This window comes from Anaerococcus sp. Marseille-Q7828 (genome assembly GCF_949769285.1).
Lineage (GTDB): Bacteria > Bacillota > Clostridia > Tissierellales > Peptoniphilaceae > Anaerococcus.
In genome coordinates this window covers 1,668,785-1,690,282 of record NZ_OX458331.1, presented here as the reverse complement: position 1 = coordinate 1,690,282, position 21,498 = coordinate 1,668,785, and the positions used below count along the sequence as shown (strand labels likewise).

The 21,498-nt window shown below is 32.1% G+C and carries 18 protein-coding genes, 1 tRNA gene and 1 other RNA gene; 17 read left to right on the top strand and 3 right to left on the bottom strand.

What is annotated here, in order from left to right:
- Positions 1 to 115: 115 nt before the first annotated feature.
- Complete coding sequence (locus QNH69_RS08095) at positions 116 to 2,530, top strand: glycoside hydrolase family 3 protein (protein WP_282929975.1); 2,415 nt, start codon at positions 116 to 118, stop codon at positions 2,528 to 2,530.
- A gap of 166 nt (positions 2,531 to 2,696) precedes the next feature.
- Here the strand turns inward: QNH69_RS08095 and QNH69_RS08090 are convergent.
- A tRNA-Thr gene (locus QNH69_RS08090) sits at positions 2,697 to 2,772 on the bottom strand.
- Between the two features lie 121 nt (positions 2,773 to 2,893).
- Here QNH69_RS08090 and tuf point away from each other — a divergent pair.
- The 3 genes from tuf (at position 2,894) to QNH69_RS08075 (ending at position 7,258) form a co-directional block, all read left to right on the top strand.
- Entirely contained in the window at positions 2,894 to 4,090 is a 1,197-nt protein-coding gene (tuf, locus tag QNH69_RS08085; RefSeq protein ID WP_282929974.1) for an elongation factor Tu, read from the top strand.
- 391 nt (positions 4,091 to 4,481) lie between these two features.
- Positions 4,482 to 5,813, top strand: a complete 1,332-nt coding sequence (locus tag QNH69_RS08080) for a putative glycoside hydrolase (protein WP_282929973.1) — start codon at positions 4,482 to 4,484, stop codon at positions 5,811 to 5,813.
- Positions 5,814 to 5,920: 107 nt separating this feature from the next.
- Complete coding sequence (locus tag QNH69_RS08075) at positions 5,921 to 7,258, top strand: DUF438 domain-containing protein (RefSeq protein ID WP_282929972.1); 1,338 nt, start codon at positions 5,921 to 5,923, stop codon at positions 7,256 to 7,258.
- A gap of 53 nt (positions 7,259 to 7,311) precedes the next feature.
- Here the strand turns inward: QNH69_RS08075 and QNH69_RS08070 are convergent, their stop codons facing one another.
- Entirely contained in the window at positions 7,312 to 8,163 is an 852-nt protein-coding gene (locus QNH69_RS08070) for an AraC family transcriptional regulator (RefSeq protein WP_282929971.1), read from the bottom strand.
- Between the two features lie 236 nt (positions 8,164 to 8,399).
- On the opposite strand from QNH69_RS08070, the gene dnaG reads away from it, so the two are divergent.
- The 8 genes from dnaG to QNH69_RS08030 all read left to right on the top strand — a co-directional run bounded on the left by dnaG (position 8,400) and on the right by QNH69_RS08030 (position 17,441).
- Positions 8,400 to 10,055, top strand: a complete 1,656-nt coding sequence (dnaG, locus tag QNH69_RS08065; protein WP_282929970.1) for a DNA primase — start codon at positions 8,400 to 8,402, stop codon at positions 10,053 to 10,055.
- Positions 10,048 to 11,865, top strand: coding sequence for an RNA polymerase sigma factor RpoD (gene rpoD / locus QNH69_RS08060; RefSeq protein ID WP_282929969.1), 1,818 nt, complete (start codon positions 10,048 to 10,050; stop codon positions 11,863 to 11,865). Before dnaG ends, rpoD begins: the two co-directional genes overlap by 8 nt.
- Complete coding sequence (locus QNH69_RS08055) at positions 11,865 to 12,557, top strand: class I SAM-dependent methyltransferase (protein WP_282929968.1); 693 nt, start codon at positions 11,865 to 11,867, stop codon at positions 12,555 to 12,557. Before rpoD ends, QNH69_RS08055 begins: the two co-directional genes overlap by 1 nt.
- A complete protein-coding gene (locus tag QNH69_RS08050; protein ID WP_282929967.1) occupies positions 12,539 to 13,309 on the top strand; it encodes a Nif3-like dinuclear metal center hexameric protein in 771 nt (256 codons plus the stop codon). Before QNH69_RS08055 ends, QNH69_RS08050 begins: the two co-directional genes overlap by 19 nt.
- A 42-nt stretch (positions 13,310 to 13,351) precedes the next feature.
- Positions 13,352 to 13,687, top strand: an RNA gene (rnpB, locus tag QNH69_RS08045) — RNase P RNA component class A.
- Positions 13,688 to 13,918: 231 nt separating this feature from the next.
- Positions 13,919 to 15,607: an NlpC/P60 family protein gene (locus tag QNH69_RS08040; RefSeq protein WP_282929966.1), complete on the top strand. Its 1,689-nt coding sequence runs from the start codon at positions 13,919 to 13,921 to the stop codon at positions 15,605 to 15,607.
- A gap of 50 nt (positions 15,608 to 15,657) precedes the next feature.
- The gene (locus tag QNH69_RS08035; protein ID WP_282929965.1) at positions 15,658 to 16,443 is read left to right on the top strand and encodes a bifunctional 5,10-methylenetetrahydrofolate dehydrogenase/5,10-methenyltetrahydrofolate cyclohydrolase; all 786 of its coding nucleotides are present in this window, start codon (positions 15,658 to 15,660) and stop codon (positions 16,441 to 16,443) included.
- A gap of 8 nt (positions 16,444 to 16,451) precedes the next feature.
- Positions 16,452 to 17,441, top strand: a complete 990-nt coding sequence (locus tag QNH69_RS08030) for a peptidoglycan bridge formation glycyltransferase FemA/FemB family protein (RefSeq protein WP_282929964.1) — start codon at positions 16,452 to 16,454, stop codon at positions 17,439 to 17,441.
- 80 nt (positions 17,442 to 17,521) lie between these two features.
- Here QNH69_RS08030 and tpx read toward each other — a convergent pair whose 3' ends face one another.
- Positions 17,522 to 18,022 (bottom strand): thiol peroxidase, encoded by a 501-nt coding sequence (tpx, locus tag QNH69_RS08025; RefSeq protein ID WP_282929963.1) that lies wholly within the window; start codon positions 18,020 to 18,022, stop codon positions 17,522 to 17,524.
- 121 nt (positions 18,023 to 18,143) lie between these two features.
- Between tpx and QNH69_RS08020 the strand changes: the two genes are divergently transcribed.
- The 5 genes from QNH69_RS08020 to ricT all read left to right on the top strand — a co-directional run bounded on the left by QNH69_RS08020 (position 18,144) and on the right by ricT (position 21,429).
- Entirely contained in the window at positions 18,144 to 18,806 is a 663-nt protein-coding gene (locus tag QNH69_RS08020) for a 50S ribosomal protein L25 (protein ID WP_282929962.1), read from the top strand.
- A 67-nt stretch (positions 18,807 to 18,873) separates the two neighbouring features.
- Entirely contained in the window at positions 18,874 to 19,497 is a 624-nt protein-coding gene (gene tmk / locus QNH69_RS08015; protein WP_282929961.1) for a dTMP kinase, read from the top strand.
- Positions 19,498 to 19,827 carry a cyclic-di-AMP receptor gene (locus QNH69_RS08010; RefSeq protein ID WP_044566113.1) on the top strand — a complete coding sequence of 110 codons (330 nt, stop codon included), beginning with the start codon at positions 19,498 to 19,500 and terminating at the stop codon, positions 19,825 to 19,827.
- Complete coding sequence (locus QNH69_RS08005) at positions 19,824 to 20,639, top strand: DNA polymerase III subunit delta (RefSeq protein WP_282929960.1); 816 nt, start codon at positions 19,824 to 19,826, stop codon at positions 20,637 to 20,639. Before QNH69_RS08010 ends, QNH69_RS08005 begins: the two co-directional genes overlap by 4 nt.
- Positions 20,620 to 21,429 carry a regulatory iron-sulfur-containing complex subunit RicT gene (gene ricT, locus QNH69_RS08000; protein ID WP_282929959.1) on the top strand — a complete coding sequence of 270 codons (810 nt, stop codon included), beginning with the start codon at positions 20,620 to 20,622 and terminating at the stop codon, positions 21,427 to 21,429. Before QNH69_RS08005 ends, ricT begins: the two co-directional genes overlap by 20 nt.
- Positions 21,430 to 21,498 lie beyond the last annotated feature (69 nt).

Below are 21,498 nucleotides of genomic sequence, written 5' to 3'. Positions count from 1 at the left end.
TAGTAAAATTAATGAATAATTTAATAATGATTCATAATATATAAATGTAAGTGTTTTCTTGAATTATCCGTGAAATTATTTTATATTAATTATAATAATATAAAAGGAGGATAAAATGAACAAAAATTTCAAGTTTGGAATTTCGCTAATGTTAGCTTTGTCAATTAGCGTAATACCCTTTAATGTTTCTAAGGCAGAAGCTACAGAAGGAAATGAACTTGTTACTTATGAATCACCTAATTTAGATCAACTTCTATTAGATGATGATAGCAATGAAGATCTCAAGGTTAGCAATTTTGCCATCGAAAACGATAAATATTTGGATGAAGGTGATGATTTAATTGTAGAAAACGAACAGATTGATAATAGCGAGAGTTCGGAAGAAGATCTTGAACAAAAAGATGAATCGGAAAATGATTCAAATTATAATGTTGAAGAGAATAATGAAAATCCTAATAAACCTAGAAATAAAAAGATAGAAGAGAAAATATCTAATATGACCCTAGATGAAAAAATAGGTCAAATGCTAATGCTAGAATTCAGAAATTGGGAAGATGAAAATGGTGAGCTAAAAGAAGTAACAGAATTAAATGATGATATCAAAAATGCTATAAGTAAGTATAAGATTGGCGGAGTCATACTCTTTGCAGAAAATGTAAGAGATACTGAACAAACTACCAAACTTACTCATAATATTCAAAAAGCTGCTATAGAAAGCGGACTTGATCCACTTTTAATTTCCATAGATCAAGAAGGTGGTATAGTTGTTAGACTTGGTACTGGAACTTCTTTACCAGGAAATATGGCATTGGGTGCAAGTAGAGATAAGAAATTAGCCTATGAGTACGGAAAAATTATAGCAGAAGAGATAAAAGCTTTAGGAATCAATGTCAATCTTGCTCCAGTTATGGATACAAACAACAATCCAAATAACCCTGTTATTGGCTTGAGATCTATCTCATCTGACCCAAAATTAGTAGGAGAACTAGGCTCTGAAGTTGTCAAAGGCTTACAAGATAACGGAGTATCTGCTGCTATAAAACACTTCCCTGGTCATGGAGATACAGCTACAGATAGTCACCTAGGATTGCCTGTAGTAGATAAGTCTTATGAAGAAGTTAAAAACTTAGAGTTAATACCTTTTGATAAAGCTGCAAAAGAAGGCGTCGATATGATTATGACAGCCCATATATCCTATCCTCAACTTGAGAAAGATACTGTGATTTCCCAAAAAGATGGTTCAGTGATAGGAATACCAGCAACTCTTTCTGATGACATAATAACAGGAATAATTAGAAAGAAAATGAACTATGACGGCATTGTTATAACAGATGCTATGAAAATGCAAGCAATAGCAGACCACTTTGGAGAAGAAGAGGCTGTTATAATGGCTATTAGAGCAGGTGTGGATATTCCACTAATGCCAGCACTATTGCAAAAAAATGAAGACTTATTAAAATTAGACAGCATAATAAATAGAATAAAAAGTGAGATAGAATTAGGAAATATAAGCGAAAACCAATTAAATAATTCTGTGTATAGGATTCTAGATTTAAAATATAGGAGAGGAATTTTAGATTTAGATCAGTATAATAAGCCTATTGAAGAAAAAATAGAAAATGCATTAAAAGTTGTTGGAAATAAAGAACATTTTGAAAAACAAAGAGAAATTACCGATAAGGCAATAACAGTAACAAAAAATATCAACAATGCATTGCCAATGTATCCAAAAAAAGGTGAGAAAGTACTAATTTATACACCATATGAAAATGAAGTTCCTGGATTTAATTATGGTTTTGAAAAACTACAAGAAGAAGGAGTAATCGATAAGGACGCAAAACTTGACGTATTTACCTTCCAAAATTATAAAGATAAGTCTAAGGAAGCAGAAGAAATATTGAAAAATTATGCTAAAGAATACGATTATATAATTGCAGTAAGTGAAATTGGTAGAGCAAATCAACTTAGCAAAAATGACTGGCTAGCAGAAATACCAGATATGTTAACTACTTTTGCTAAAGAAAATAATAAAAAATCTGCAATTATCAGCATAGGCAAACCATATGATTTGGATAGATACAAAAATTCTGATGCTCATATTCTAGCCTATGGTTCAAAAGGAATGGATCCAACAGAAAAAGGTAAAGGTCCAGTGAAGACATTTGGACCAAATATACCATATTCTCTAGACGTTGTTTTCGGAAAAGTAAGTTCAAAAGGTAAATTACCAGTAGACGTTCCAGAACTTGATAAAAATTTCGAATATACAGATAAAATTGCCTACGAAATAGGTTATGGATTAGAAACAAAGTTAAGAGATGATGATAAGACTGATCCAAATAACATAGGAGAAAAGAATCCAATTGAAAAACCAATTATCAAAGAAAAACAAGGCAATAAAATCAAAGCACCTAGAAAATCAAACGAGCATTCAAACCCAAAAACAGGTATAAGTGGATTAAATGAAGTTATATTAACTTTATTTGCGTCAGCATCAAGTCTTGTTTTAAGTAAGAAAAAGAATAGTTAAGTAAAATAAATCAAAGTCATCGATTTTTTGGTGACTTTGATTTTTTTCGCTCATTTACCTATTTAAATGTATTAGAAAATTGCTAGTAACTGAGACTAAAATGTCAATCAGTAAGGTGGCATAAAAGAATTAAAAACCTTGTAATTAAGCAATTTGGGCAAAAAAATGGAGCCACTTCCCGGGATCGAACCGAGGACCTCATCCTTACCATGGATGCGCTCTACCTACTGAGCTAAAGTGGCATTACTTAATTAGTGTACCATATCTTTTGACTTTAAGCAAGGATAGCTATCATAAATAATATCTAGTATTTTTTGTCAATGTATGGTAGAATACTGATATATGATTCATTAGGAGGATAAAATGTCTAAACAACAATTTGAAAGAAGCAAACCACATATTAATATCGGAACAATCGGTCACGTAGACCACGGTAAAACAACAACAACAGCAGCAATCACTCAAGCCCTAAACAAAAAATACGGTACAGGTGAATACGTAGACTACGAACACATCGACAAAGCTCCAGAAGAAAGAGAACGTGGAATCACAATCAACACATCAGTAGTAGAATACGAAACAGAAAACAGACACTACGCACACATCGACGCACCAGGCCACGCTGACTACGTTAAAAACATGATCACAGGAGCAGCACAAATGGACGGTGCAATCATCGTAGTATCTGCAGCAGACGGTCCAATGCCACAAACAAGAGAACACATCCTACTAGCAAGACAAGTAGGCGTACCAAAAATCGCAGTATTCCTAAACAAACAAGACCAAGTAGACGATGACGAACTAATCGAACTAGTAGAAATGGAAGTAAGAGACCTACTAAACGAATACGAATTCGACGGCGACAACTGCCCAGTAGTAGTAGGATCAGCCCTAAAATCCCTACAAGAAGGTGGAGAAGGCGAATGGTCAGACAAAATCCTACAACTAATGGACGAAGTAGACAACTACTTTGACATCCCAGAAAGAGACAACGACCAACCATTCCTAATGCCAGTAGAAGACGTAATGACAATCTCAGGCCGTGGAACAGTAGCAACAGGAAGAGTAGAAAGAGGAACATTAAAAGTAGGCGACACAGTAGAAATCGTAGGCCTAACAGAAAAAACATCAAGCGCAGTAGTAACAGGCGTAGAAATGTTCCACAAATCACTAGAACAAGCAGAATCAGGTGACAACGTAGGAATCCTACTAAGAGGCGTACAAAGAGACGAAATCTCAAGAGGACAAGTACTAGCAAAACCAGACAGCGTACACCCACACACAGAATTCGAAGGTCAAGTATACGTACTAACCAAAGATGAAGGTGGACGTCACACACCATTCTTCAGTGGATACAGACCACAATTCTTCTTCAGAACAACAGACGTAACAGGCGACATCCAACTAGAAGAAGGCGTAGAAATGGTAATGCCAGGAGACAACGCAACATTCAAAATCAGCCTACAAAAACCAATAGCCCTAGAAGAAGGACTAAGATTCGCAGTACGTGAAGGCGGAAGAACAGTAGCATCAGGCGTAGTAACAAAGGTAATTAAATAGTCCCATCATCTTGGGTGGAAAATCCGAAGGATTTTACATCTCTGAGGCGAACGCAGAAGCGAAGCTTCAAGTAAGCCCAGAGAACTAAGCGAGATGTCCACGTAGTGGTCATCGAGAGGATTCATCATCTTGGGTGGAAAATCCAAAGGATTTTACATCTGCGAGATAAGCTTTAGCTACGAAGTAGCAAGCAAATCCGCAGAACTAAGCACATAAATAACCATTGAATTTGGTCATTTATGCCGAAAAGTAGTGCGAAAGCACGGAAAGCAACTATAGTTGCGATTTTCGTGAATCACCCAATGGGTGTATCGAGAGGATAATTTCCTCATATCAAAGAAATAGCAAAGAGTGGGCATTTCGCTCGCTCTTTATTTATTAAGGAGTGCTTATGAAAAAAAATAAGTGGATTTTATCCCTTGTTTTTGCCATTATCCTAGGTCTATCATCTTGTACCAATAGTAGTGATAAAGAAAATATTACTGAGAATAAAGAGATTAGTGATAGTCTAGAAAAGACTGGCGAAAGTAAGACAGATCAAGCAAAAAGTGATGAAGAAACTACTAAATCTGATGGATTAATCAATGAAGCCATAGAAAGAGAAGTAGGTAAACCTTATGAAGTGGGTGTCACACCAGATGATTACAATATGGACTATGATACTTCACGCTTGCACGATCTAAAAGCCAAGAAATCAAAATATTATCCAGAAGATGGAGTTAAGGGCTTATACTTGAACTCTTACAGTGTAAACAATCCAGAAGTATATAATAAGATTATAGAAAAACTTGAAAGTACAAAATTAAATTCAGTTGTTGTTGACATCAAGGATGACTGGGGCAATGTCACCATGAATTTTGATACAGATGATGAGGATATGAAGTACTCAAAGATTGATATAATTGATCCTAAGACCTTCTTAGAAGAAATGCATTCTAGAGGCATATATGTAATAGGCAGAGTTACCACTTTTAAAGATAGTATCATAACAGAAAGACACCCAGACTGGGGATTCACCTTAGATGATGGAAGTCTTTGGAAGAATGGTCATGGGGAAGCTTTTATGAATCCTTTCTTAAAGGAAGTTCAAGATTATGATATCAAAATTGCAAAGCTTGCTGCAGAAGCTGGATTTGATGAAATTCAGTTTGACTACGTGAGGTTTGCCGAAGGATTTGAAACCTTTGGAGACACTCTTTCTTATTCCAGAGGTGAATATGAAGATACGGATGACATGGAAGAAGGCGAGAAAAGAGTTGCAGCTATAACAGGATTTGTACAAAGAGCTCGTGAAGAACTACAATCTTATGGCACACCGATGTCAATAGATGTATTTGGCTATGCTCTACAAGTAAGAAGAGCTGAGGGTATAGGCCAAGATTTTGATCAGATGGCAAATCAAACAGATGCTATCTCATCAATGATTTATCCATCACACTGGGGTAAATGGTCATTTGACATAGAAAAGCCTGACCTAGAGCCATATAATCTTGTTTATAGATATCTAGAAGAAGAACAAGAGGTTTTGGGAGCGCTTGAGCACCCACCTGTATCTCGTCCATGGATCCAAGACTTCACAGCCAGCTGGATTGGTGAAGGTAATTGGATGGAATACGATGGAGAAGCAGTTCAAGCTCAAATCGATGCTATATATGACAAAGGACAAAATGAATATCTCATTTGGAATGCTTCTAGTGAGTATTCCGATGGAGTAGATTACTAATATAAACTGTAGTGAAACTTATGTTTTGCTACAGTTTTTTGTATTTGTAACATATGTTACTGATAATGATAATCATTTATGGTATATTTATTGTGGAAGGTGATAATATGAAATTAGATATTAATGAAAATTTGGAAAGTTTAATAAATAAAAATCCTAAGTTAAAAGACGAATTATTGGAACTTGGTTTTGTTGGTCTAGATAATCCTTTGATGATAAAAAAAATGGCATCTAAAATGTCCATTAAAAGAGGCGCTAAGTTATTAGGAATAAAGGAGATAGAATCAAAATTACAAGCACTTGGTTATGAACTTGAAGATTCATCTTTTGATAAAGAAATAATAGATAGAAAAGGAAAAATTAAATCTTATATTAAAAGATTGTCAGCTGGTGAAGAACTTGAATCAGTAAGGAAAGATTTTAAAGATAACTTTGATGGTGTATCTTCCTCAGAAATAATGGATGCAGAAGAATCACTATTAGATGAAGGAATGGATAAGGAAGAGGTAAGAAAATTATGTGACGTCCACTCTGCTTTATTTCATGGCATGACTATTGCAGAAGAGAAAAAAATAGTGTATGACAACCCAGTACTTAATCTTTTCCAAGATGAAAATAATGAGATTAAAGATTTAATTTTAAAAACAAAAGCATATTTTGATGGAGAAATTTGTGAAAATCCCTTGGAAGAATTGCAAAAGCTTCTAAATAGTCACTATAGGAAAAAAGGCGATTTAATATATCCTCTATTAGAGTCAAAATATAATAAATCTGGTCCATCAGAAGTGATGTGGGGTGTTGATTATGAGATTTTAAGAAATATAAAAAAGGCCCTCAAAAGAAATGACAAAGGTTTATTAGAGGAAACTATAATAAGGGCAGAAGAAATGACATATAAGGAAGAAAATATACTATATCCTCTGCTAGAAGAGAATTTATCTGATGAAGATTACTCAAATATATATAGCGATTTGAAAGAATATGATCAAGATAGCAAAAACAGTGATGATGAATTTGTCAAAGAAACTGCCGATAAAGATGATAAGTATATATACTTTTCAAAAGGGAAAATGAGAGTTGATCAACTTGAAGCAATGCTTGATACATTAGAAATTGAGATAACTTATGTAGACGAAAAAGATATTAACTCTTATTACAATAATCCTAGAGAAAACAAAATCTTTAAAAGACCACAATCTTCCCTAGGAAGGGAAGTATATTCTTGCCATCCACCTCAAGCACTACCCAAAGTTAAAAAGATTATTGGAGACTTAAAATCTGGTGCTAGGGATAAAGTTGTTGTAATTAGAGACATAGGTGGAAGTGATTATACAGTAAGCTATTATGGAGTTTGGGATAAAGAAGGTAATTACAAGGGGATTCTAGAAACTGTTCAGAATATGGATTTCTACAAGAATTATCTAAAAAAATGGAATAAACTGTAAATAAAAAATCGTTTCATTTAATCTTTGTTGAAGTTAAATGAAACGATTTTTGCTTATAGCCTATGTTTTTTTCTAAATTGTGAAGGTGTTTGCATAGTTTTTTTCTTGAAAACTTGGTTAAAATATGATTGAGAATTAAAACCAACTATGGTTGATATTTCTTCCATGGAATGATTTGTAGAAATCAATAAGTTCTTTGATATTTCAATTCTCTTAAGTATTAGGTACTCGATAGGGGTTACCCTATAAGCTTGTTTAAATTCTGATATCAAATGAAACTTATTCATGTAAGCCATGGTAGATAATTGTTCTAACTTAATATCTTCAGCATAGTTATTGTCTATGTATGACTTCACATAATCAATTTGATGGTTGATTTTCCTATCGTGTTGGATTGCAAGTTTATCCTCGTTAGCCCTTAAGATATTGATAATGAAAATAGATGCCAAAGAATTTGCCATAGATCTAGAATATAGATCCTTGCTGTTATATTCATCAAATATACTTTCAAAAGTTGACAAAGCTTTTTCTTCATCAGCTAAACTTGCATGAAAAAAGTTAGTTGGATTGACGCTATTTTTTTTCTTATCCACACTAGAGATTGAAATAGATTCCACACCAAAACCAATAACTTCACAATTTTCAAAATTTCCATCTATATACATAGTATGACCAATATTTGAGTTAATAATAATTAGGTCATTTTGCCTGACATCTATTGATTCGTTTTCAATAGAAAGTTTGCCCTCGTCATTTATTAGAAAATAAAAATAAGTAAATGGATGGAATTGAATTCTTGAAGAATAATTCTTATTAAAAATAAATTTTTGGCTATCTAATACTTTTATTCCAAGATCTGATATGTCATTTTCTCGATCAATATCATTTGTATTGAATGTATCCATAATTTTTCTCCTGAACTTCTATCCGCTATTACGATAATATATAAGATAATATATTATATTATAATACATTTTAGAATTAATTTAAAGTAATAACTATAATATAATTTTAATATCGTATTCTACTTATTATAATTATTATATCATTTTAACTATAAAATTTCTTCACAATTCACTAAAAAACGAAAAATTGAAAAGTTTTTTTGCCTTAGTATAGTTTGATTAATAGGGGTGATATTATGGCTATGATTTCAGATACGACAATAGAGCTAATAAGGTCAAGGGCCAATATAGTTGATATTATCAGCGAATATACTGATTTAAAGAGGTCTGGATCTTCTTTTAAGGGTTTATGTCCATTTCATAATGAAAAAACACCATCATTTACTGTTGATGATAGGAAACAATTATTTCACTGCTTCGGTTGTGGAGCAGGTGGAGATGTTGTTTCTTTTATTATGCAAAAAGAGGGCCTGTCATACAAGGAAAGCCTAGAATATTTGGCTAATAAAACAGGAGTTACTATTACTTATAATGATAGCTCGTCACAAAATCCCAAGAACAAGGAGCTTTATGAAATAAACAAAGATGTGATGATGTTTTATTACAAGAATTTGCTAACAAATAAGGATGCAATAAACTATCTAAAAAAAAGAGGCCTATCATCTTCAATTGTTAATAAATTTATGCTAGGATTTGCTAAAAATTCCTGGGATGACTTGCTAAATTACTGTGAATACAAGGGCTATGATAAAAACGATTTGGAAGATATAGGACTTATCAAAAAGTCTTCTAAGGGCAAATATTATGATAAGTACAGAAATAGGATAATTTTCCCAATAATAAACCACTATGGTAATGTTATAGGTTTTGGTGGTAGAAGTATAGATGATCAAATGCCAAAATATCTTAACTCTCCTGAATCTAGTATATTTAAGAAAAGATACAATCTCTATGGCTTAAATGTCTATAAGAGACAAAAAAAGAAAGATATCATCCTTGTGGAAGGCTATATGGATGTCATAGCTTTAAATAATCATGGTATAGATTATGCTGTTGCAAGCCTTGGTACTGCCTTAACAGATGATCAAGCCAAACTTATTAAAAGATATGCAGACAACATCTATATTTGCTACGACAGAGATGGGGCAGGAATGAAGGCTACTGACAAAGCTTGTGATATTTTCCTAAATAATGGAGTAGTAGCAAAGGTAATTGTTCTAGAAGAAGGGCTTGACCCAGATGATTTTATTAAAAAATACGGACAAGAAAAGTTCTTAGGAAAAAAGAACCAATCTTTGGATGTCTATAATTACAAATATAATAAAATCTTGGATTTATATAGCAAGGCAAATGAAAATGAAAAGTTTGAGAAGTTGGATTTGTTTATAGAATTTCTTGCAAGTATAGACAAAGACCTAACTAGAGAAATATTTATAAACAACGTATCTACTCTATTTAACATTGACAAAAGTACTTTAAATGAGGCCATAAACAAGTATAGTACTGATACTGGGAATAAAGTTAATTATTCAAATAAAAAGAATAAAATTATTATTCCAGAAAAGAAAAAATCCTTTAATACTATCGAATTAGAAATACTTAGATTAATTTTTAATCAAAAAGATGATTATTTATCTAAGAAAGAGTTTTTTGATCAATATCTAAAAGATGAAAAAGTATTAAACGTTAAAGATTTTATTTTAAATAAAGATGTAAGTAAGTTTGACCAAAATGATGATGATTATAATTACATTTTTGACTATATAAGTGATGATACCAATCCAATACAAATAAGTGAATTGATTGATAAAATAAGGCTTTTTGAAAAAAGACAGAAGTTATTTGAGCTAAAAGCCCATAGAAAAAAAGCCAAGAGGAGTACGAATGAGTAGCGAGAGCGATAAGTTGCTTGATGAAGATGTTTTAAAAGAGATAATAGAAGAATTTCAGTCCATTAGTGAAAATCAAGATGGACTTATAACTTATACTCAAATCTATACTTTTGAATCATTTAAAGAAATAGAAGAAGATAGCAAAAAGTACGTCATATCTCAAATTTTAAGTAGTGGAATAGAAATTGTAGAAAAATCTGAAGCACAATTGGACGAAGATTTGGATGATAGTGATTTGGATGATGATTTAGATGACGATGAGCCACTAGATGATGAAGATATTAACGAAGAAGATATAGATGAAGAAATAGATGATGATGTCGAAAATATTTCTGGCATTAAGCTTGATGACCCTGTAAAGATGTATCTTAAGGAAATAGGAAAAGTTTCATTATTAACCGCTAAGGAAGAAATTGACCTATCTAGAAAAATGGAAATGGGTGAGATAGCCTACAAAAAATTAGAAGGTATAAATTTAAATAAGCAAAATAAAATTGAATTATCCAATACCATATTTTTTGGGAATTTGGCAAAAGCCATATTGATTGCTAATGACGAATACCAGAATGATGGAAAATTAAGTGAAGAATCTGGATACAATCTAAATGGAATCATTGCAATGGGCAAACTTTTCGAAGAGATTATGGTTGAAGAACCTGACTTAGAAAAGATAGAGGAGCTAAAAAACAAGGTATTAATTTGCAATATAGCCCAAAAATCTGTAAATGACAAAGAGCTTAGCGAAAATGATGCAAATTCTTTATGTGATTTGTTTGATTCCTTTGACCACATTCTAAATGTCAATGTAAATGAAAATGTACTTACTTTTGTATATGAATCATTTACAAATCTATTGTCAAAGGCTTTGAATGAAGAATATCTTAAAACTTTTGATAAGATGACCATTGATTCATTAATTGAAGCTGCAAATAGGTCCAAAGAATTATCTAAAGATAATGGTTTAAGTGCAGATGAGATTAAAGATTTAAATGAATTGGTAGAAATGAGCAATGTAGCCCATATAATTTTTGATAATGACGATCTTAGCCAAGATGATATATTAAAACTAAAAAAAGCTGTTCTATTATCAAAAAGGGCAAAGCAAAAATTGGCTGAAACAAACTTAAGGCTTGTTGTATCTATTGCTAAAAAATATGTAGGCCGTGGTATGAGCTTCTTGGATCTTATTCAAGAAGGAAATATGGGCCTAATGAAGGCAGTAGATAAGTACGATTACAATCGTGGATTCAAATTCTCTACCTATGCAACATGGTGGATACGCCAAGCTATAACCCGTGCTATAGCTGACCAAGCCAGAACTATAAGAATTCCAGTTCACATGGTTGAAACTATAAATAAATTAGTAAGAACTCAAAGACAATTGGTCCAAGAACTAGGCAGAGATCCATCTAACGAAGAAATAGCTGAACAAATGGGCATAGAAGTTTCAAAAGTTCAAGAAATTAGAAAAATTGCCCAAGAACCAGTATCACTTGAAACACCAATAGGTGAAGAAGAAGATTCACACTTGGGAGATTTCATAGAAGATGAATCAGCTGTAAATCCAGATGAAGCTGCAAACTACACTATGCTTAGGGAAAACTTAAACGAAGTTTTATCCTGCCTTGGTGCTCGTGAAAAACGAGTATTACAACTAAGATTTGGACTTATAGACGGAACCCCGAGAACACTTGAAGAAGTTGGCAAGGAATTTGATGTAACCCGTGAAAGGATACGTCAAATCGAAGCAAAAGCTCTTAGAAAGCTTAAAAGCCCAAATAAGAGCGAATCATTGAAAGACTTTTTATGATGAATGATAAGAAAAGATTAATGGATATCATAAATTTGATAGATTATGGCAAAAATGTCATAGATGTAGGAACCGATCATGGATTGGTTCCTTTATATTTGGCAAAAAATAATATCAGCTCAAATATTTTGGCTACTGATATATCCGCACCATCCTTAAAAAAGCTTGAAGACCAACTTGATGATGATTTATCAAAAATAATTAAAACTAAGGTGGCAGATGGTTTTAAGGGTATAGAAAAAGAAGATAATCAAATCGCCATCATTGCAGGTATGGGTGGTAATACTATTGTTGATATTATAGATGCTAGTATGGAGTTTGCTCAAAATCTTGAATATATGATTTTAGAATCAAATATAGCAACGGAGAAATTAAGATTATTTCTTTACAATAATAATTTTGAGATTATGAGAGATTTTTTATCCTTTGAAAATGGTAAATATTATGACATTTTAAAGGTAAAATATGGTAATAAGAAGGAGATGAAAATTTCTGATATATATTATGGATTTGAGAATATAGAAAATAAAAATCAGTTACTAGAAGAAAAATTACTTATAGATCGTAAGAAAAATCAGATATTTAGAGAAAATATCATTAAAAATTCTAAAAATTATGATGGATTAGATAAGATTAATGAAAGATTAGAAGCTATAGATGAGGTTTATGAAAGATGGAAATTAGAGAACTAATAGACAAATTATGCGAAAAATATCCACTAGATTTGCAGGAAGACTGGGATAACTCTGGACTACAGATTGGAAATTTGGACAAGGAACTAAAAAATGTACTAATTAGTCTGGATCTGGAAGAAGAGGGTATAGATAAGGCTATAGAAAATGACTGTAACCTAATTATTACCCACCATCCATATTTATTTAATGGCACAAAGTCTATTGATTTTACTGATACTTTTTACAATCGTCTAGAAAAAGTTATAAAAAACGATATAAGTGTATTTGCTATGCATACAAACCTAGATATCGCAGCCGATGGTCTTAATGACAATCTTTGTCAAATACTAGAGATCCAAAAGCCGCAAGTTTTAGAACTAGATAAGGATCCTGGCTTAGGTAGATTTGGAGATATAGAAAAGACAGAGGCAAAAGATTTTGCTAAAAAAGTAAAAGAAATACTTAAGGCTAATGAATTAGTTTGCTATGGCGATATGGACAAAGAAATTAGCATAGTAGCTGTTTGTGGAGGGGCTGGTTCTTCACTTTTTGATGATGCTATTAACCAAGGTTGTGATCTGATGATTACAGGAGATGTTTCCTACCATATGGGTATGGACTATGCAAATAGAGGTCTTGTAATAATCGATCCTGGTCATTTTGCAAGCGAAAACCATGTTATTTATAAGCTAGAAAATATATTAAGTGAAATGACTTATAATAAGGTTTATATTTATTCTAAAGAGGATGATTTTAGGACTTTTATTTAATATAAATTTTACAAATATATTATAAAGAGTAAAATAAAGTTTGGAGTAAATCAGACAATCGCGGCATAGTACGAGGAAAGTCCGTGCACCACAGAGCAGGATGCTTGATAACGTCAAGTAGGAGTGATCTTCAGGCAAGTGCAACAGAAAGTATACCGCCAAATTTTTGGTAAGGTTGGAATGGCGAGGTAAGAGCTCACCAGCTATATGGTGACATATAGGCTATGTAAACCCCATCCGGTGCAAGAACGAAGGGATGACAAACAAAGCTTGCTCGGCTTTGATCCAGAATGGTTGTTCGCTTGAGCTTATTGGCAACAGTAAGTCTAGATAGATGATTGTCTAATACAGAACACGGCTTATAGATTTGCTCTCTACATAATAGTTACAAAATGTAACCAAAAAAAATTCAAAGTATTTTTTATTTACACTTTTGGCAAATAATTTACAAATTAAACTAAGGAATAAAGGTTGAAATTGTAGGTTTTTTCTATAAGTGTAATTTTTTTGTAACTAATTGTTGACTATTTTGTTAATTTAGTATAGAATATAGTAAGATTTTAATTCATAAAGGAATACCAAACTATTTAAGGAGAGGATTTTACACTAATGAATAAAAAAAATATAGGAGCTGCTTTATCTCTTATAGCAGCTGTAACTGCAGGAGCAACAGCATATGCTTCTACAGTAAATAATTTAGGTTCTGATAAAAATACTAATTCTATGATTAGTCCATCTTACACAGAAAATAACGATTACGTGAGCTTTATACAAGCTGATTATACAAAAGATCTTAAAAATACAGCAATAGCAAAAGAAAAAAGAATTCATAAGACTACAAAAGATGATGAAGAAAAAATTGCTAAAATAGAAGAAGCGGCTAATAAAATTGTTGCAGAGAAACTTATTTCAATTGAAGAAACTACATATGAAGATGAAGAAACTGCAGATGTAGAAGATGAAGACATAGTATCTGCAGAAGAAGAAGTTTCTGAAGAAGAAGTCGCAGTAAATGACGAAGTTGATGATAATCAACTAGTAGTTTATGAAGACGTAAATCTTGATAGTGCTATCGAAAATATCAATGAAGAAGACTTGGTTGAAAATGAACAAAGTGATATCGACTCACAAGTAGAATATCTAGATAGCAACGAGGCTGTAAGCACTGAAGCTGAGAGCAATGATCCTGTAATTAACGAAAGTGAAAATCAAGCTGATGAGAGTAATGCAGAAGTTATCGAAGAGACTCCAGCAGAAATTATTAATGAGCTTGTAAAATACATCAATACTCAAGCTTTAAATGTTAGAAGCAGCAAATCTTTTGAAGATTCTTCAAATATAGTAAAAACATTGGCAGCTGGTGAGAAAATCAGTGGAACAGTTGACGGTGAATGGTTTAAGACCAATGATGGTTATGTTAAACTAGCTTATTTAAGTGATTCATACCCACAAGATCTAATAGATTCATTAAATAATAAAAATAAACAAGAAGAGGCTCCTGAAGTTCAAGAAGCAAATACAGAAATTCAAACTGAAGAAGTTGTAGAAGAAAAGGCAGCTAATACAGAAGCTCAAGTAGAAGAAGTAGTAGAAACTAACGAGGCTAGTGAACAAGTGCAAGAAGAAGTGATTCCAGAAGTAAAAGGCCAAGCATTCACTGGTTGGGTTTACAATACAAACGTACTTAACGTACGTGACAAAGCTGTTAGCGGAAATATAGTAGGTACACTAAATAAGGGTACAAAAGTTACTGGTGAAATAGCAGACGGCTGGGTTAAATTTGATTTTAATGGCAAAACTTCATATGTTTCTTCAAGCTATCTAACAACTGAAGAAGTAAAGGAAGAAGCAAAAGCACCTGTAGAAGAAGTAAAAGATCAACAAGAAGTTGCTGTAGAACAAGCACAAAAACCTGCAGTAAATAACAATGGTGTTTCAGCTGCAAATATTGCTGGACAATTTGTTGGATATCCATATGTTTGGGGATCATCTAATCCATCTGTTGGTTTTGACTGTTCAGGTCTAGTAGTTAATACTTATAGGCAACTTGGAGTAAGCCTACCACACTCTTCAGCAGCACAGTTTAATACTGGATATGCTGTAGACTACAATAGCTTACAACCAGGAGACTTAATATTCTTTGCCATCAAGGGCGGTGGAATTGACCACGTTGGTATTATAACAAGCTCAGATGGTACATTTATTCATGCTTCAACACCAAGATCTGGTGTAAGATACGATAATGTTTATAATAGTTATTATCAAAATACATTCAGAGGTGCTAGAAGAATTTTCTAAGAAAACAACATTTAAAACGTCCGTGTGGGCGTTTTTTTAATGGAGATATTATGGAAATATTAAACACTGACAAATTAAAAAAGCAGATAATTGATCATTTAGAAAAGTCACAAACTAATAATAAACTACTTATACTGTCAATGAATCCTAACAGTGAGGAAATATCATATAAGAAGTTTATCATAAAAAAATGCCAACAATTTGGTATTGATTTTGTTGACAAAAAATTTGATTCTAATGCTGACCCGGATGATATAATCAATTTTGCCAATGGTTTTGACAAAGAGGATGGATTTATATTATTGTTACCTTTTGATAATTACCAATATTTAGATAGAGTACGTACAGAAATCAAAATAAAAGACTTGGACGGCTTTACCTACACTTCTCAAGGCAAAGCTTTGAATGGGCAACTTGACTATCTGCCAGCCACACCCAAGGCTATAGCCAAGTACTTGCAATCTATTACTGATATAAAAGGAAAAAACATTACTATAGCTAATAGTAATAACTTAATAGGCTTGCCCCTAGCAACTTATTTGTCGAAATCTAGGGCTACCATAAGCCTTATAAATAGTATTACCAAGAATCAAAAAGAACTTATCCATAGTTCTGATATTTTCATTTCAGCAATTGGTAGGGCTAATCATTATGACAATACTTATTTCAGAGATGGACAAATCCTCATAGATGTTGGAACATCTTATGTTAATGGTATGATAGTAGGTGATATTGATTACCAAGATTTAAAAGATTTAGATATAAAAGTGTTAACAAGCAAAAAGGGCATAGGAGCTTTGACTACCCTAACCCTTATTGAAGGCTTGATAGATTAGGAGATATAATGCCACTAGTTGAAACAGATAAACAGATGGAAGCATACAAAGACTTTGTCAGAAATTCTCAATATGGAAAAGCAATGCAAGATCCAAATTGGGCTAAGATTAAGGCTAATTGGACAAATGATTATGTATATGTTGAAAAGAATGGTCACATTGCAGGAGCAATGAGTGTTATAGGCATAAAAAATGACAATGGTAAGCATTTCTTATATGCACCAAGAGGTCCAGTTTGTGATTTCAAAGATTATGATCTTGTCGAAGAGTTGATTAAGGAAGCGGAAGTATTAGTTGATAAATACGATGCCTTTCTTTTGAGAATGGATCCAGAAGTAGATTTTAATGAGAAAATAATTTATGAATATGAAAAAAGAGGCTATGACTTTAGGACCTATGGTCTAGACAACCATGCCTTTACTCAACCTAGATACAATATGATTTTAGAGATTGCAAGCAATGACGAGGATACTCTTTTTGAAAACTTTTCTTCAGCAACAAGAAGGAATATAAGAAAATCATACAGAAATGAGATTGAAACTATCAGAGAAACTAATGAAAAGACAATTGATACCTTCTATGAACTTACAAAAATTATGGCAGATAGGCAAGGAATAGGACACAGACCAAAAGATTACTTCCAGAGACTGTGTGATTATATGGGTGGTGAAATCTTCACATCTTACTACAAGGGAGAGCCACTTTCATCTTCACTATTAGTTGCTTATAACGATAAAGTTTATTATCTTTATGCAGCTAGTTCTAATGATCATAGAAATAAAATGCCAAATTTCAATATGATTTGGGAAGAAATAAAATGGTCAAAGGAAAATGGATACAAATACTTTGACTTTGGCGGAGTATTTTCTGTCGATAGCAAAGATGGACTCTATAGATTTAAAGAAGGCTTCTGCTATCCAGATAAGTATACTGCCTTTATAGGCGAACTAGATGTAGTTTATGATAGAGATAAGTACAATGAGTTTATAAAAAAATAATCCTAAGGCTTAGAGAGCATATTCCCTAAGGTTGGATTTATAAATCCGACTTTAGGATGCAATCTAATCCTTAGGATTTTTTATAGACTTTTTGCGACTTCTACTGCCTTTGTTATGTCAGGCAAGTTTGTATTTTGATCTAGGTATTCTAGATGGCGAATTATTTTGTTTTCATCAATGACAAATATAGCTCTATTTAATAAATTATATTCTTCTATCAAAACTCCATATGATTTTGCAAAATCATTATATAAATAGTCAGACAAAAATACTATATTTTCTGAGCCCTTTTCTCTAACAAATCTTTGCTCAGCAAAGGGTAAATCGTTAGAAATTGATATAATATTGAACATATCTTCTTGGCTAGCTTTATTTAACATATATGTTTGTAATTCACAAATAGATGTATCAAGAGATGGAACAACTGATATAATAGTTTCTCCTTGCATTTCTTTATAAAATTCATAATCTTCTAAGTCTTTAGTTAAAGCCTTGAAATTTGGTGCTTTATCTCCTATTTTCAATTCTTCGCCGGATAAGCTAATATCAAAACTTCCAAACTTAGCTTTTCTTTGAGTCATAATATTCTCCTTTTTGATATTAAACACTACTACCACTTATCTTATAATAAAAGTTTATCATTGTAAAGATGTGAGAATTAGGGTATAATTAGTCAGTATGAAAATATTATAAGGAGGGAATATGGCAGACTTAGTTTTAAACGCAAATAATCGTCAAGCTACTGGAAAAAATAAAGTTAACAAATTAAGAGCTGAAGAATTAATTCCAGGCGTTATCTATGCCAAAGGTGAAGATAATCTTAATGTACAATTCACATCAAGAGATTTCGATAAAATATTAAGACAAGCTGGTACATCAACAATTATCACATTAGACATTGAAGGTGATAAAAAAGATGTACTTATTAAAGATTACCAAACACACCCATACAAAAATCAATATCTACACGTAGATTTCCAAGCAATTAACCAAAACGAAACAATCAGAGTATCTGTACCAGTTGTTCTACTTGGTAGAGATGATATCAAGATTGATCAATCAGTATTGGTTCAAAATGTAGATACAGTTGAAGTTGAATGTTTACCAAAATACATTCCACAAACAGCAGAAACAGATGTTACAGAAATTCAAATTGGTGATGTAAGAACTGTAGCAGACCTTGATATCTTTGGAAATGAAAACATCACAATCCTAGCTGAAGATGACGATGTTATCTGTTCACTACAAGAAGTTCAAGAAGTTGAAATTCCTGAAGATGAAGATAGCGAAGCGGTGGATGCAGCTGATGTTCCAACTGTTGATGAAACAGAAGAAGATGAAGAATCAAGCGAAGATGCTGAATAATTAATTTAAAGACCTCAGGGTCTTTTTTTTATTTCCAAAAATTACTAGCATTTGTTATAATAATAATATGAATGGAAAATTTATTGTTTTTGAAGGACCAGATGGTTCGGGCAAAACCACAATCTTAAATAAAGTAAACGAAATATTAATATCAAAGGGCTACAAGACAAACTTGTTGAGAGAACCAGGTGGCACATTCATATCAGAAAAAATTAGAGATATTATTATTGATAATGAAAATATAAATATGGATGCAAAAACCGAAGCCTTGTTATTTGCAGCAAGCCGAGCTCAGCTAGTAAGTGAGAAAATAAAACCACTTATGGAAGCTGGAGAAATTATTTTGTGCGATAGGTTTGTACTAAGTTCCCTAACTTATCAAGGAGTAGGCAGGGGTCTAGGTATTGATGAGATCAAAGCCATTAATGATTTTGCAACTGGTGGCTTAAAAGCTGATTTAACCGTATTTTTTAACATAGATTACAAAGATGCCCTTATCAGAAAAAGAGCTAATTTCACGGCTGACAGATTAGAAAATGAAGAATTTGATTTTCACAAAAAAATCTTTGATGCTTATCTTGATATGGCAAAACTTTACCAAGATGAAATATGTGAAATAGATGCGAGTAAATCAATTGATGAAGTAAGTAAGTCTGCTTTAGATTTAATATTAAATATACTGGAGGATTAAATGAAATTATTATTAGCCATTGTACAAGATGCAGATGTGAACTTTTTAATGGACGCTCTAACAGAAAGTGGATATAGGGTAACCAGACTTTCTACAACAGGTGGATTCTTGAAAAAAGGCAATACAACACTTTTAATAGGTGTAGAGGAAGAAAAACTTGATGAAGTATTAGCCGTTATAGAGAAAAACTGCAAGAGGAGAAACACAACAACAACTATTATTAACCCATCTGCAGAAAGCTCACTTTTAACAAATACAGTACCTGTTGATATAACAGTTGGAGGAGCAACAATATTTATCTTAGATGTAGATCAATACATTAGATTATGAGTATACTAGAAAGACAGATTAAAAATAATCAATTATTTCATGCTTATATATTTGAAGGTGAGAATGATAGTGATAATCTAGTATTTGCAAAAGAGTTTGCAAACCAAGTATTTAAAGCAAAGGGATTGGATATAAATAGTGACTCTAATCCCGATTTATTTATAATTGATAAAGATGATAATATCATAGACATAAATACTATTAGATTATTGAGTAAAGACATATCTCTAAGCCCAACAAACAAAAAGATAAAAATATATATACTACACAATGCTCAAAATTTGAGGGATGAGGGTTCAAATGCCCTCTTAAAGACATTAGAAGAGCTTAAAGATTATAATATGATTATCTTTACTACGACTAATAGTAATCTTATGTTAAAAACTATTAGATCGAGATGTCAGATTATTAGCTTAGCCAATAATAAAAAAATATATAATGTGGATATGGTTAAACTGTCATCAATCATAAAAGATATCTATCAAGGAAAACTTATTAGCTTTTATCAAAATAAAGATTTTTTTGCAAGCTTCAAAGAAGATAAGTTAGATATCTTAGATGGATTCCTAGATCTTTTTCAACTAATATTATTATATAAGTACAAGAATGATTTAAAAATAGGAGAAGATACCAAGTTTAATTTGAGCTACTTAGCTAAAATGACTTTTGATCAAATCGAAAATCATATTGAATTAATAAATAAAGTGAAAACAGGAATAAAAACAAATATTAATTATGATTTATCAATAGAGGAAATTATATTTAATATTTACATGGGAGGAATGCTGCAAAGTGAACGTAGTTGGCGTTAGGTTTAGAAAAGCCGGTAAAATATATTATTTTGATGCGGGAGATGAGAACTATAAATGTAAGCAAAGTCTGGTCGTAGAAACAGAAAATGGCTTGGAAATAGGAGAAGTTGCCCTAATTAATCTTGATATAGACGAAGAAAAATTTAATAAAAAATTAAAAAAAGTTGTAAGAATTGCTAATGACGAGGATTTGAAAAGAAAAATTCTAAACAATATTGAAGCTAAAGAAGCTTTAGAAGTTTGTCAAAGCCTAGCTGATTCATATAAGCTCAATATGAAGCTGGTGGATTCTTACTATACCTTGGATAAAAACAAGCTAGTTTTCTTTTTCACATCTGATAAAAGAGTCGATTTTAGAGAATTAGTAAAAGATTTGGCCCAAAGATTCAGATCTAGAATAGAATTAAGGCAAATAGGGGTGAGAGATCACGCAAAACTAATCCAACACTTTGGAACTTGTGGTCAGCAATGTTGTTGTTCGAGGCACCTAACTGATTTTGTACCATTATCTATAAAATACGCCAAAGACCAAAACATCAGCCTAGATCCTGCAAAAATTTCTGGTGTATGTGGAAGACTAATGTGTTGTCTATCTTTTGAAGAAGATAACTATATGTACATGAAAAAAATAATGCCAAAATGTGGGCAAAAAGTAAATACAGAAGAAGGCTGTGGAGTAGTACTAAGAAATGACTACGTAAAAGAAGAGTGTAGAGTTAGGATAAAATCTGATGATGAAGAAAATATAGAAAAAATATTTAAATTATCAGAAATTAATTTAGAAATGTAATTGATAATAATTATCACTTTGTATAATTTATCGGATTTTAGGCGTTTTAAGTATAAATATTAGCTTTTA